This window comes from Xenorhabdus yunnanensis (assembly GCF_028598805.1).
Lineage (GTDB): Bacteria > Pseudomonadota > Gammaproteobacteria > Enterobacterales > Enterobacteriaceae > Xenorhabdus > Xenorhabdus yunnanensis.
Genome location: NZ_JAQRFI010000048.1, coordinates 22,593 through 35,158, shown reverse-complemented (window position 1 = coordinate 35,158; position 12,566 = coordinate 22,593). Strand labels below are relative to the sequence as shown.

Here is a 12,566-nt window from a genome sequence, read left to right as displayed (position 1 = left end):
CGCCCTCGTAAAACACGAGATTACAAAACACCGAATGAGTTATTTAAAGGAGTACCCACTCATTTACTTCGTTCATTACGGTGTTGCGCTTAATATGTGAATCCAAGAAATATTTAGAAGAAATCAATAAAATTTTCGAACTCTGGTTAAATGATAACAATATTATTACCACAATCGATGATTATGGCATCTGTATTAAAAATATAGATAAAAACAATCTTTCCGGTATTTAATTTATCGTTATTTAAATAGATATTTGAATAAACATTTATTTAAATCGTTTTTAACGACTATTCCGATAAAAAATTTAAAACCCCATTAAAGGTGATTAATCAATTATAATTTACCTACTTTTAACATAATGATATCGTTTACAAGTCAAATCTGATCACAACCATACTTAAATAAGCATTATGAATGACAAGATTGACTTATCATATATTGTGAACATTCCATATCTATTCAATAAGATTTATTTATTTATTTATTTATTTATTTATTTATTTATTTATTTATTTAAAAGTCATATTGATAAATATAACAATTTGCATCATCAATTATTGACAAATATTAATGTCTATATATTATTATTGCATAATTAATTATTCTTATTGTGATGAGTAGCTCATCAAATCATGTAATTAAAATAAAAACGTAACTAATTTATTAATAATTTTATAACACCAGGAATAAACCCTATTTCGTTTAAAAAGGAGTTAAGGTGTTTCTTTCAAGAGAGTTAGCAAATTTCATTGTCGTAGCCAAAAATAAATCAATAAACAAGGCAACAGAGGAGCTTTTTATCACACAGTCGCCAATTAGCCGTAGCTTAAAAAAATTGGAGTTCTCATTAGGTGTAAAACTCTTTGTCAGAAAAAGCCAAGGATTAGCTTTAACAGAAGAAGGTGAATGTCTATACAATAAAGTTTCATTAATTTATGAACAGCTTAAGAATATCGAAAAGGATTACAAGAATCATAAATCACCCTATTATTCACTTTATCAGAAAGACATATAGATATTTAATTAACCAGTTTAATTAACCAGTTTAATTAACATTATAGACTTATTAATTACTCATGGAGATAGAAAGTAAAAAACAATTATATATGAATGAAGATCATTCCACCAGTTGAATTTTCTTTCTTTTTCCATTTGATAATTTTCACAAAGAACCAATTCTTCAATAGAGATAGAAAAAATACCTATATCTTATTGAGTGATATTTTTCTAATTAAGCCAAAGATATACAAAATAAATTTTCAGGAGAAAATAATGACATACAGTTATGACAATAAAATGATTTATAAAAAAAAGTCCGGGTTAAATACGACTTTGGAAGCTTTGCATCTTGATAAACCAGATACAGAGAAAGTCTCTGCTGCCTATCAGCACCAGTTGCATTCTGTCATGACAAGATTCCAGAAGAAAACGGATTCAATTCTTGAAGAATCCAAACAACCCCCGTCCTCCAAGAAAAAACCATTAACGGTAAAAAAATATACCAAAAAGGCTTTGCAAAACTTTGCTGCCCATGCCGGCTATTTGCATAACAACATTTATCAAGATGAGTTTGTTAATTTTAAGAACAACAACCAAAACTTAGCCCCCGGAAAATTGTTTCCCGGTGTGGAACTACTGCCTCAGGAACCTATTGCAATAAGCGCACCAGAAGGAGGTTGGAAAAATAAACTTAGTAATGACATAGCACGTGCATTTAGCGATAACATGGCAACAGAATACTCAGTCAAGGATATTAATAAGTTTATTTCAGGGCTGCAAAACATGTATGAAAATAATGGGCAAATGTTGCACCCGATGACTCAACGTCTGGTTGAAAATCATATTGCACATAACGGGGGCATCTTGCCGACAATGGCAGGTATTGCTGGCCTGCATGCAGAAGTACAAGCATTGAACCAGTTATTTATTAAAGCAGATCAGGATGTTGGCAAATCATCCGAACCCATCAACCCAGCTCGTTATGCCAAGGCAATGCTTCAATCATCCATTTTCACCAAACGGTTGACCACAACGAAGGCCGGACAAGACTTCCCGGCTTGTCATAACTGTTCGGGTATTATTCAGTCACCAGCTAATGTAATTACGGGAACGGTTGACAGTGCAGGCAGCAATTTTTCTGCACAGACTGCAAAACGCCATCGTTCCCAGTCACTAAGTCAATAAATGACTCCCTTTGTGAACCTGAACAAGGTTTCATAGAAAAATTGTAATACACAAACTATTTTGCGGCCTAATCATAGAATTAATTTCAATCATTATTGCCAATTTATTTTTACTGCCAATTATTAACAAATAATCATTTAAACCACGCTTTACTCATATAAATCGCCACATTCTCATTAAACATGAAAATATGTAAAAAGATTTAAGCCCTATAAAAACCAGAAAAATAACAGCTCATCCCCATTGAAATATTAAGGAATAGTTATGCCCGTATATGAAAATAAAAAAAAGAGAAAATATTCAAAAAACCCTTCACGTAATATTTTTCCTAATAATCAACTTATTGATCAAAGTCTGGAACCTACTTCACAGCAAAAAACAGCAACACCGTTCCTCATCAATGAATTTAAGCAAGGTGATATCCTCTATGGTCTGGATGCACCAAGGGCTAGTGCTTTATCAAAGCTAGATAAAATGGGATTTAAGCGCAAAGGCCCTACGTCAGATTTTTCAAAAACATTATTGTCCAAATTCGGTCAATGTCTTGGAAAAAAAGAAAAGATAAAAAACAATATACTGATACAAAATGACATAACCAATGCTGTCTGGGATGCCAGTAAACCAACAGAATATGCCAGCGATAAAAGTATCAAAAAAGAGTTACATGATTATAAGCGTGCGATGGGATTTAGGGAATTTTTCTCTACTCATCCTAAATACAATGTTAAAAATGATGAAACACTCTTAACAGCATTAATGAGAAACCCATCACCGAGCGCAGCAGTACCGCTCTGGAAAAAAACAAGTAAAGCTGGATTGGAATATCAGTTAATGCACAGAAAATCCCCTGTTCATTTTTTAATCGATACTATTGGGGATGATATTAATACCGTGATATCAAAAAAGGATCATGGTGCAAGTATAACGTCCAGCGAATTACGTTGGCTATATCGCCATAAAGATACCGAAGCAGTTAAGCAGAATTTAAAATTTTGGCAGGATGGGAAAGCAGTGCCTCACAGTGAAGTGTTTGCTGAAGAAAAATGGAATAGTTATCACCCAAAAAACAGATATCCCAAAATCGCTAATCAATAAATAAGTTAGTGTTACTGGATTGAGCTGGCTAACTCAAAAAGAACTTAGCCAGCTTTACACTATTCAAGATCCTGAAAAGTCGGGCCTTGGAAGTAAACAGCGTTAATATGGCAACTGCGGGGTTGGGTGATAACAAATCGCAGGGTTTCCCACACTGAACGACCGTTAAGAATTTGTTTTCCTGTTGTTTTATAATCAATTTGATGATCACCCAACTCCTCATCAAAACCATTAAGTTCAAAGTCAGGTGGATAAAGCCCGGTCACGCGAATATTTTCTTTGCTTAAATGATGGGCTAAGTTCTGGCTAAAGCCACTCATGGCATGTTTAGCTGCAAAGAATGCCGGATGAGCGACGGATTCAGTAAATTGAGGAATACCACAAACTGATACCATTGCAACAATATCGGCACCTTTTGACTGGCGCAGGCTCGGCAAGAGTGCCTTGGTCAGCAGGATAGAACCTGTTATACCTGAGTTCACTGTACTGACAATATCAGCGTCACGGTCACCTTCTCCTAAATGCCCTTCCAGCCATTGGGCAGCACTCAAAATCAGAATATCGATAGGTTGATTGTCTTGCAGCAATTGGGTGGCGAAATCACTAACGGATCGGGCATCACTCATATCACACTGATAACCTCGAGCTATGCCACCTTCATTGCGAATAATTCCACATGTCGCTTCAACGCTGGCTAATTGGCGGGCACAGAGATCAACATGTGCGCCTTCACGGGCCAACCAAACAGAAACTGCTTGCCCAAAATCACGCCCTCCGCCTGTCACCACCACTCGCTTACCTTTCAAAACACTCGATACATTAACTTCATTGAACATCATGTTGGCTTTCCTTATATCAGTGATTAAGCTGGATGAGGAACCGTCACTCTGTCAGTCTGATTTATTAATAAGTTACGGTATAGAAAGCCAACTTTACTTGAAAGTTTTCATTATAGTGCAACTATTTTGTGCTATTTTTTATATGATTTGAAAAAACTTTGTTTATGTTTCAAATACAAAAAGTTATCTCACCTTCCGTTTCAACAATGATTCAATCACCTTTGCTTTTGATTGTTATGGTATAGGGATTATTATTTTCATAGAAGTATTCTTATTAATCTCAATTTACTGTATGAAATACAAAGAAAAATTTAGTTTTTCTACTAAATTTTATTAACATCATTAATATATTTCATTCAATATTTTATAAAAAAAACGCCGCAATATCTTATATAAATATCAAGTTTCTTTAATTAACTTTATGAAATTCATCTACTGCGGCTCTATACTACATTTAAAATAAACAACAAATTAATTCGTCATTAAATTCACAAGTCGCTAATTATTATTATATTTATAAATGTTTAATCTCATACCCCATCCATATCGTCTGGAGAATTATTTTTGATAGAATTAAACTCATCCAATAACCATTGGAATTGAGTTAACTTTTCTGGAGAAAAGGCAGCCTCAATCTCCTTATAGCTTTCTTTTATCGGCCCTTTTACCTGATCATAGTATTTCTGGCCCTTCGATGTCAGGCTAATATACAGTTTGCGCTTATCATTTAAAGGCTTCATACGGTGGATAAGGTCTTCACGCTCCATACGTATCAAAATACCTGTCAGGCTTGGACGCAAAATACAAGTGATACAGGATAACTCATGAAAATCAACAGAACGTCTATGTGCTAGTATTGATATGATACGCCATTGCTGTTCTGTTAACTTATAATCTTTCAATATAGGCCGGAAGAAAAGCATAGCGGTGCCTTTAGCTTGGAGTAATGAAATTATTAATGATTGGGTCATAATTAGAGTAAGCTCTTTTCAGTTAAATCAGTCAGATATAAATTGCAATTTTGGTGCGGAATGGGCTTAAGCACATTCATAATAGGGTCCTTCATATTTCATACAGTGGAATACATAAAGTAATAAAGATCATATCATGCTTATCGACACTCCCTCATAAAAACAATTCAACATAAACAAGAAAGTAAAAATCTCTCTCTTAAAATCCTAAAAAAGATAACCTAATAATAGTTAGATTCGAGCTCAAATGACTCCATCAATAATATAACAACGAATTTTAATGTGTAAAAACAACTACAGACAAAGCATTGTTACACAGCTCACGATTAAAATTAATAAATTTATTTGGAATATAGAATATATAACATAGAATAACCAACGTTATATAAATAACATTCCAAAATAGTGCTACACCTTGTACAACATAAGCACTTTGTATTCAAATGGTTGAAGGAACTATGTGTAGCAGAATTATGAAATCCTATTTATTCTATATTTAATTTTGTATTGTCAACACAACATATCAATAAATCATCTTGCCATACATCATTCAGGTTTCAAGGAACTGTCTTAGTTTTGATCTCAAATGACTTTACCAACAATATAACAGTGGATTTTTGTGTATAAAAAACAAGCAATCATAAAGCACTGTTACATAGATCACAATTAAAATTAACAATTTATCTAACATATTGAAGATTATTACCACATGCCTTATTAATAAATCATCTTGCTATACGTCATTCAGGTTTCAAGGAGCTGTCAATGAAAGGCACTGTCTTTGCCGTTGCCCTCAACCATAGTAGCCAAATCAGTTTCTGGCATGAGACATTTCACCAAGTACCTTATAATTCCCCCCCAAAAACGCCAATTTGGTTTATCAAACCTCGCAATACCGTAATTAACTCAGGGGATGTTATTCCCCATCCCATTGGTGAAACGGTGCAAAGTGGAGCAACTCTGGCGCTGTTGATTGGAAAAGCAGCACGCAAAGTTTCAGTTCAGGATGCAGAACAATATATTGCAGGTTATGCATTGGCAAACGAAATTAGCCTGCCAGAAACTTCATTTTATCGTCCCGCCATTAAAGAAAAATGTCGGGATGGTTTTTGTCCGATAGGTCAAATGATCAAGATCCATTCAGTGGAATCACTCGATATCGTGACCGAGATTAACGGACACGAAGTTGATCGCTGGTCTACCCAAGATCTTGTCCGTTCAGCACCAGAATTGTTGGCAGCATTAAGCGAATTCGCCACTTTAAAAGAGGGTGATGCAATTCTATTGGGAACTCCCCACCAGCGCATCACTCTCCATCCTGCCGACAAAGTCACAGTCAGGGCCGAAGGCTTCCCTAACCTGGAAAATTCGGTTGTATTGACTGGAGGTCAAAAATGAGATATGCCAAAATTTTTTATCAAGACCAAAATCTAAATGTCGACATTGACGAACGGGAAAATATCCTTCTGCCAGATGGAAATATGGTAAGCGGTGACGAAGTTTTATGGCTTCCTCCCGCCAATGGAACTCTGTTCGCACTGGGACTGAATTATGCCGACCATGCAACAGAGCTGGAGTTTAAGCCACCGGAAGAACCTTTGGTATTCATCAAGGCAGCCAATAGCTTAACAGGGCACCGCCAAGTTTCTGTTCGTCCTGATAATGTGGAATACATGCATTATGAAGCAGAATTAGTTGTCGTGATTGGTGAACCAGCCCACAAAGTTACCAAAGAAGAAGCCATGAATTACGTTGCGGGTTATACCGTTTGTAACGATTACGCCATTCGTGATTATCTGGAAAATTATTATCGCCCCAATCTGCGAGTGAAAAGCCGCGATACACTCACCCCAATCGGTCCTTGGATCATAGATAAGCAGAAGATTGCTGATCCTCATAATCTGACCTTGAAAACATGGGTGAACGGTGAGCTTCGCCAACAAGGCACAACAGCCGATTTAATCTTCGACATTCCTTTCTTAATCAGCTATCTCAGCGATTTCATGACACTGCAACCGGGCGACATGATCGCTACAGGAACACCCAAAGGTCTGTCCAACGTTGTTCCGGGAGATGAAGTCATTGTGGAAGTCGAAGGTGTTGGGCGTCTGGTGAATCACATCGTCAGCCAGCAAGAATATGAGGAGAGTTTGTTATGACCATGATTAACCATTGGATCAACGGCAAGAATATCGGCAGCAAAACCTATTTTGAAACGACCAATCCTGCTACAGGTGAGGTGCTGGCTGAAGTTGCTTCGGGTGGGCAGGAAGAGATCGCCCACGCCGTTGAGGCTGCCAAAGAGGCTTTCCCCAAATGGGCAAATACCCCAATGAAAGAACGCGCCCGTTTGATGTGCCGTTTGGGTGAATTAATCGACCAAAATGTTCCCGATATTTCTGCGATGGAAACTAAGGATACGGGTCTCCCCATCCATCAAACACAAAATATCCTGATTCCACGGGCTTCCCAGAATTTCAATTTTTTCGCTGAAATTTGCCAGCAGATGAACGGGCGTACCTATCCTGTTGATGACAAGATGCTCAATTATACGTTAATCCAGCCTGTTGGTGTCTGCGCATTGATTTCCCCGTGGAATGTGCCTTTCATGACAGCAACGTGGAAAGTCGCACCTTGCCTGGCACTGGGAAATACGGCTGTTTTGAAGATGTCCGAACTCTCCCCATTGACTGCCAACCGTTTAGGGGAGCTGGCGCTGGAAGCCGGAATTCCGGCCGGGGTGCTGAATGTGGTACAGGGTTACGGTAACACCGCAGGTGATGCGCTGGTAAAACATCATGATGTGCGCGCTGTCTCCTTCACTGGTGGGACAGCAACGGGCCGCCTGATTATGCAAAATGCCGGACTAAAAAAATATTCCATGGAACTGGGCGGAAAATCCCCTGTTCTCATCTTTGAAGATGCAGATATCGAACGCGCGCTGGATGCCGCCCTGTTCACCATTTTCTCCCTCAATGGCGAGCGCTGTACGGCAGGTTCCCGCATTTTCATCCAAGAAAACATCTACCCCGAATTCGTTAAACGTTTTGCTGAACGTGCCAGTCGGCTGCGTGTCGGTGATCCCCAAGATCCCCAAACTCAGGTTGGCAGCCTGATCAGCCAGCAACACTGGGAAAAAGTCTCCAATTATATCCGCCTGGGAATCGAAGAAGGTGCCACACTGCTAGCCGGAGGCCCTGATAAACCCGCTGATTTACCTGCTCATCTGAAAAATGGCAACTTCCTGCGCCCTACTGTATTGGCAGATGTAGATAACCACATGCGCGTGGCACAGGAAGAGATTTTCGGGCCTGTAGCCTGTTTGCTGCCGTTCAAGAGCGAAGAGGATGGGCTGCGCATGGCCAATGATGTGGAATATGGCCTTGCATCCTATATCTGGACACAAGATGTCAGCAAAGTTTTGCGTCTGGCACGTGGCATTGAGGCAGGCATGGTGTTTGTCAATTCTCAGAATGTTCGCGATCTGCGCCAGCCATTTGGTGGCATCAAAGCCTCCGGCGTAGGGCGTGAAGGTGGGGAATACAGTTTTGAAGTGTTTGCCGAAGTGAAGAATGTTTGTATCTCAATGGGAGAGCATCCTATTCCTCGTTGGGGCGTTTGAGCCATACGATTTGAGCAAAAGGTTTGAATAAAAGACTTGAATAAAAAAATTTGAGCAATAAGGAGCGTAATAAATCTCAGCGTTAACCACGGATTGCCATTCTGATACCAAGTGAGGATTTATGGGAAAGTTAGCGTTAGCAGCGAAAATTACACATGTACCTTCGATGTACCTGTCTGAATTACCGGGCAAGCATCACGGTTGCCGGCAAGGTGCCATTGACGGACACAAAGAGATCAGTCGGCGCTGCCGTGAAATGGGGGTTGATACAATTATTGTGTTCGACACCCATTGGCTGGTTAACAGTGCCTACCATATTAACTGTGCCGATCATTTTTCCGGCATCTATACCAGTAATGAACTACCACATTTTATCCGCGATATGACCTACGAGTATGACGGCAACCCCGAACTTGGCAGGATGATTGCGGAAGAAGCACGTCAAATGGGGGTTCGTGCTCAGTCACACGAAATTTCAAGCCTGAAACTGGAATATGGCACGCTGGTGCCAATGCGCTATATGAACAGCGACCGCCATTTCAAGGTAATTTCAATTTCTGCCTTTTGTACTGTTCATGCGTTTGAAGACAGCCGCAAACTGGGAGAGGCAATTTTACGGGCGATTGAGAAATACGATGGCATTGTTGCTGTACTGGCAAGCGGTTCGCTGTCCCACAGTTTCATTGAAGATCAACGAGCCGAAGAAGGCATGAACAGCTATACCCGCGAGTTTGATGAACAGATGGATCACCGCGTCGTACAGCTTTGGAAAGAAGGTAAGTTTCAGGAGTTCTGCAAGATGCTGCCGGAATATGCGCAATATTGCCGGGGAGAAGGCAACATGCACGATACCGTGATGTTGTTGGGCCTGCTCGGATGGGACAAGTATGACGGTAAAGTGGAGTTTTTAACGGAATTGTTCGCCAGCTCAGGGACAGGACAAGTTAACGCGGTTTTCCCGCTGCCGGGCTATATTGTTAATCCGAATTAGTTATTAATCAAAAAAACCATCAATAAAACGGATGTCTGACAGGAGAAAACCGTGCCACATTTTTACGCTGAGTGTACTGAAAATATTCGTGAAGAAGCCAAGTTGCCGGAATTGTTTACCAAAGTGAATCAAACACTGGCAGATACGGGCATTTTTCCGCTGGGCGGTATCCGCAGCCGTGCCATTTGGTTGGATACGTGGCAAATGGCAGATGGTCAACAAGATTATGCCTACGTTCACATGACACTGAAAATTGGTGCCGGACGCAGCCTTGAAGATCGGCAAAAAGTCGGTGAAATGTTGTTTGGCTTAATCAAGGCGCATTTCAGCGAATTGATGTCTCGGCGCTATCTTGGCCTCTCTTTCACTATGGAAGAACTCGACCCGGTGCTGAATTATAAATCCAATAACGTTCATAACCTGTTTAAAGCAAAAGAGTGATGGTGATAAGTGACATAATTAAAGCCACTAATGTCTATCCCTATGGATTTCAAGATGCAGCCAACAAAGCTGCAACTTGAAAGACGACGGGTATATTTTGTTGAATAAAGAGGAAACCATGACAAGTAATTTGGATACATCATTACTGCGCCAACAGGCTTATATCAATGGTCAATGGATTGATGCGGACAATAAAGCGACCTTTCAAGTCACCAACCCTGCCAATGGTGAAGTGATTGCTAATGTCAGTGATATGGGAAATAAAGAGACCCAATGTGCCATTGAAGCGGCCCAAAATGCCCTTCCTGCATGGCGGTCACTGACTGCCAAACAGCGTAGCCAAAAGCTCAGGCAATGGTGCCATCTGATTATGGAAAACCAAACTGCCTTGGCTGAAATACTGAGTACAGAACAGGGTAAACCCCATGCTGAAGCAATGGGAGAGATTGCTTACGGTGCCAGTTTTATCGAATGGTTCGCGGAAGAAGGCAAACGCATTTATGGTGAAACCTTCCCTTCCCCAATGCCGGATCGACGTCTCGCTACTATTAAACAACCCATTGGTGTTGTTGCTGCTATTACACCGTGGAATTTCCCTAATGCGATGATTACCCGTAAAGTTGGCCCGGCACTCGCTGCGGGTTGTACAGTGGTTCTGAAACCTGCGGCTGAAACGCCACTCTCTGCGCTGGCATTGGCTGTATTGGCAGAACAGGCTGGTATTCCGGCGGGTGTACTGAATATCGTAACGGGAATAGATGCCAAGGCGATTGGTGAAGCGCTGACATCAAGCCCTATTGTGCGTAAGCTTTCGTTCACTGGCTCTACCCGTGTTGGCAAGTTATTGATGGCACAAAGTGCCGATACCGTGAAAAAACTCTCCCTCGAACTGGGTGGTAACGCACCTTTTATTGTGTTTGATGATGCCGATCTCGATGCCGCAGTGGAAGGAGCGATGGCAGCGAAATTCCGTAACAGCGGGCAAACTTGTGTCTGTGCCAACCGCATTCTGGTACAGGAAGGCATTTACGATGCTTTTGCCGAACGTCTGACGCAAGCCGTGAAACAGCTTCATGTCGGGTCAGCCATTGATCTTGCGTCACAACAAGGCCCTCTGATTAATCAAGCAGCAGTAGAAAAAGTACAAGCACACATCAATGATGCTGTTTCCAACGGCGCACGTATTCTGGTTGGTGGTAAATCCCATGCTTTAGGTGGCCTGTTCTTTGAACCAACAGTACTGGCAGATGTTACCGAGTCTATGCAGGTTGCCCGCGAAGAAACCTTCGGCCCTCTGGCACCACTGTTCAAATTCTGTGATGAGGCTGAAGCCATCCGCATTGCCAACGACACTGAATTTGGTCTGGCTGCTTACTTCTATTCCCGCGATATTGGCCGAATTTATCGGGTCGCGGAAGCATTGGAAAGTGGCATGGTCGGCATCAATGAAGGTTTGATCTCCAACGAAAGTGCGCCATTTGGCGGTATTAAGCAATCGGGGCTGGGACGTGAAGGTTCACGTTACGGTATTGAAGATTATCTGGAAGTGAAATACCTCTGTTTTGGAGGGCTATAAGCTTTTGGAAGACTATAAGCTAAAGGAGCTTAACACTCTATGCTACAGCAAGAAGTCGTATCTCTCGTTGCACGCCGTTTACATCAGGCAGAAAAAAACCGTGAGCAAATCCGACAAATCTCACTGGATTATCCAGAGATAACTATTGAGGATGCTTACGCCATTCAACGTGAATGGGTGGATTTGAAAATCAGGGAAGGCCGGATTCTGAAAGGACACAAGATCGGTCTGACATCCAAGGCCATGCAAGCCAGTTCACAGATTGATGAACCGGATTATGGTGCCTTGCTGGATGATATGTTTTTTCAGGACGGCAGTAACATTCCTTGCGAACGTTTTATTGTGCCACGCATTGAGGTAGAGCTGGCCTTTGTGCTGGCAAAGCCTCTGCGTGGGCCAAACTGTACGCTGTTTGATGTTTATAACGCGACAGATTATGTCATTCCGGCACTGGAGTTGATCGATGCCCGCTGCCACAACATTGATCCCGATACTCAGCGTCCGCGCAAAGTATTCGATACGATTTCCGACAATGCCGCCAACGGTGGAGTGGTTATTGGGGGACGGCCGATCAAGCCAGATGAACTTGATCTGCGCTGGGTCAGTGCCCTGCTTTACCGCAATGGGGTGATTGAAGAGTCCGGCGTGGCAGCAGCGGTTCTCAATCATCCTGCCAATGGTGTGGCATGGCTTGCCAATAAACTGGCTCCGCATGGTGTCGAACTTGAAGCAGGCCAGATTATTCTGGCCGGCTCCTTTACCCGCCCTATTCCTGCGCGCAAAGGTGACACCTTTCATGTGGATTATGGCGTATTAGGTTCAATTAGCTGTCACTTTGTTTAAC

At 41.2% G+C, this 12,566-nt stretch carries 12 protein-coding genes; 10 read left to right on the top strand and 2 right to left on the bottom strand.

The window, feature by feature from the left end; genetic code table 11:
• Nucleotides 1-721 precede the first annotated feature (721 nt).
• The 3 genes from PSI23_RS16585 to PSI23_RS16575 all read left to right on the top strand — a co-directional run bounded on the left by PSI23_RS16585 (nt 722) and on the right by PSI23_RS16575 (nt 3,282).
• Complete coding sequence (locus tag PSI23_RS16585) at nt 722-1,018, top strand: helix-turn-helix domain-containing protein (protein WP_273556126.1); 297 nt, start codon at nt 722-724, stop codon at nt 1,016-1,018.
• Between the two features lie 257 nt (nt 1,019-1,275).
• Nucleotides 1,276-2,187, top strand: a complete 912-nt coding sequence (locus tag PSI23_RS16580) for a YwqJ-related putative deaminase (RefSeq protein WP_273556125.1) — start codon at nt 1,276-1,278, stop codon at nt 2,185-2,187.
• A 264-nt stretch (nt 2,188-2,451) separates the two neighbouring features.
• Nucleotides 2,452-3,282, top strand: coding sequence for a hypothetical protein (locus tag PSI23_RS16575; protein WP_273556124.1), 831 nt, complete (start codon nt 2,452-2,454; stop codon nt 3,280-3,282).
• A 59-nt stretch (nt 3,283-3,341) separates the two neighbouring features.
• Here PSI23_RS16575 and PSI23_RS16570 read toward each other — a convergent pair whose 3' ends face one another.
• Together PSI23_RS16570 and hpaR are read right to left on the bottom strand one after the other, a co-directional pair.
• Nucleotides 3,342-4,121, bottom strand: coding sequence for an SDR family oxidoreductase (locus PSI23_RS16570; protein ID WP_273556123.1), 780 nt, complete (start codon nt 4,119-4,121; stop codon nt 3,342-3,344).
• Nucleotides 4,122-4,651: 530 nt separating this feature from the next.
• Nucleotides 4,652-5,092, bottom strand: coding sequence for a homoprotocatechuate degradation operon regulator HpaR (gene hpaR, locus PSI23_RS16565; RefSeq protein ID WP_273556122.1), 441 nt, complete (start codon nt 5,090-5,092; stop codon nt 4,652-4,654).
• A gap of 765 nt (nt 5,093-5,857) precedes the next feature.
• Between hpaR and PSI23_RS16560 the strand changes: the two genes are divergently transcribed.
• The 7 genes from PSI23_RS16560 (at nt 5,858) to hpaH (ending at nt 12,565) form a co-directional block, all read left to right on the top strand.
• Nucleotides 5,858-6,490 carry a fumarylacetoacetate hydrolase family protein gene (locus tag PSI23_RS16560; protein ID WP_273556121.1) on the top strand — a complete coding sequence of 211 codons (633 nt, stop codon included), beginning with the start codon at nt 5,858-5,860 and terminating at the stop codon, nt 6,488-6,490.
• A complete protein-coding gene (locus PSI23_RS16555; RefSeq protein ID WP_273556120.1) occupies nt 6,487-7,251 on the top strand; it encodes a fumarylacetoacetate hydrolase family protein in 765 nt (254 codons plus the stop codon). Before PSI23_RS16560 ends, PSI23_RS16555 begins: the two co-directional genes overlap by 4 nt.
• The gene (gene hpaE, locus PSI23_RS16550) at nt 7,248-8,714 is read left to right on the top strand and encodes a 5-carboxymethyl-2-hydroxymuconate semialdehyde dehydrogenase (protein ID WP_273556119.1); all 1,467 of its coding nucleotides are present in this window, start codon (nt 7,248-7,250) and stop codon (nt 8,712-8,714) included. Before PSI23_RS16555 ends, hpaE begins: the two co-directional genes overlap by 4 nt.
• A gap of 121 nt (nt 8,715-8,835) precedes the next feature.
• A complete protein-coding gene (gene hpaD / locus PSI23_RS16545) occupies nt 8,836-9,705 on the top strand; it encodes a 3,4-dihydroxyphenylacetate 2,3-dioxygenase (RefSeq protein ID WP_273556118.1) in 870 nt (289 codons plus the stop codon).
• A gap of 51 nt (nt 9,706-9,756) precedes the next feature.
• On the top strand, nt 9,757-10,146 hold the full coding sequence (locus PSI23_RS16540; protein WP_273556117.1) for a 5-carboxymethyl-2-hydroxymuconate Delta-isomerase: 390 nt from the start codon (nt 9,757-9,759) through the stop codon (nt 10,144-10,146).
• Nucleotides 10,147-10,264: 118 nt separating this feature from the next.
• Nucleotides 10,265-11,722: an NAD-dependent succinate-semialdehyde dehydrogenase gene (locus PSI23_RS16535; protein ID WP_273556116.1), complete on the top strand. Its 1,458-nt coding sequence runs from the start codon at nt 10,265-10,267 to the stop codon at nt 11,720-11,722.
• 39 nt (nt 11,723-11,761) lie between these two features.
• The gene (hpaH, locus tag PSI23_RS16530) at nt 11,762-12,565 is read left to right on the top strand and encodes a 2-oxo-hept-4-ene-1,7-dioate hydratase (RefSeq protein ID WP_273556115.1); all 804 of its coding nucleotides are present in this window, start codon (nt 11,762-11,764) and stop codon (nt 12,563-12,565) included.
• The last annotated feature ends 1 nt before the right edge of the window (nt 12,566 follow it).

Excerpts from the sequence above, each read along its gene's own strand:
- PSI23_RS16580 (WP_273556125.1), top strand. The coding sequence starts at position 1,276 with ATGACATACAGTTATGACAATAAAATGATTTATAAAAAAAAGTCCGGG.
- PSI23_RS16575 (WP_273556124.1), top strand. The coding sequence starts at position 2,452 with ATGCCCGTATATGAAAATAAAAAAAAGAGAAAATATTCAAAAAACCCT.
- PSI23_RS16570 (WP_273556123.1), bottom strand. The coding sequence starts at position 4,121 with ATGATGTTCAATGAAGTTAATGTATCGAGTGTTTTGAAAGGTAAGCGA.
- hpaR (WP_273556122.1), bottom strand. The coding sequence starts at position 5,092 with ATGACCCAATCATTAATAATTTCATTACTCCAAGCTAAAGGCACCGCT.
- PSI23_RS16560 (WP_273556121.1), top strand. The coding sequence starts at position 5,858 with ATGAAAGGCACTGTCTTTGCCGTTGCCCTCAACCATAGTAGCCAAATC.
- PSI23_RS16555 (WP_273556120.1), top strand. The coding sequence starts at position 6,487 with ATGAGATATGCCAAAATTTTTTATCAAGACCAAAATCTAAATGTCGAC.
- hpaE (WP_273556119.1), top strand. The coding sequence starts at position 7,248 with ATGACCATGATTAACCATTGGATCAACGGCAAGAATATCGGCAGCAAA.
- hpaD (WP_273556118.1), top strand. The coding sequence starts at position 8,836 with ATGGGAAAGTTAGCGTTAGCAGCGAAAATTACACATGTACCTTCGATG.
- PSI23_RS16535 (WP_273556116.1), top strand. The coding sequence starts at position 10,265 with ATGACAAGTAATTTGGATACATCATTACTGCGCCAACAGGCTTATATC.
- hpaH (WP_273556115.1), top strand. The coding sequence starts at position 11,762 with ATGCTACAGCAAGAAGTCGTATCTCTCGTTGCACGCCGTTTACATCAG.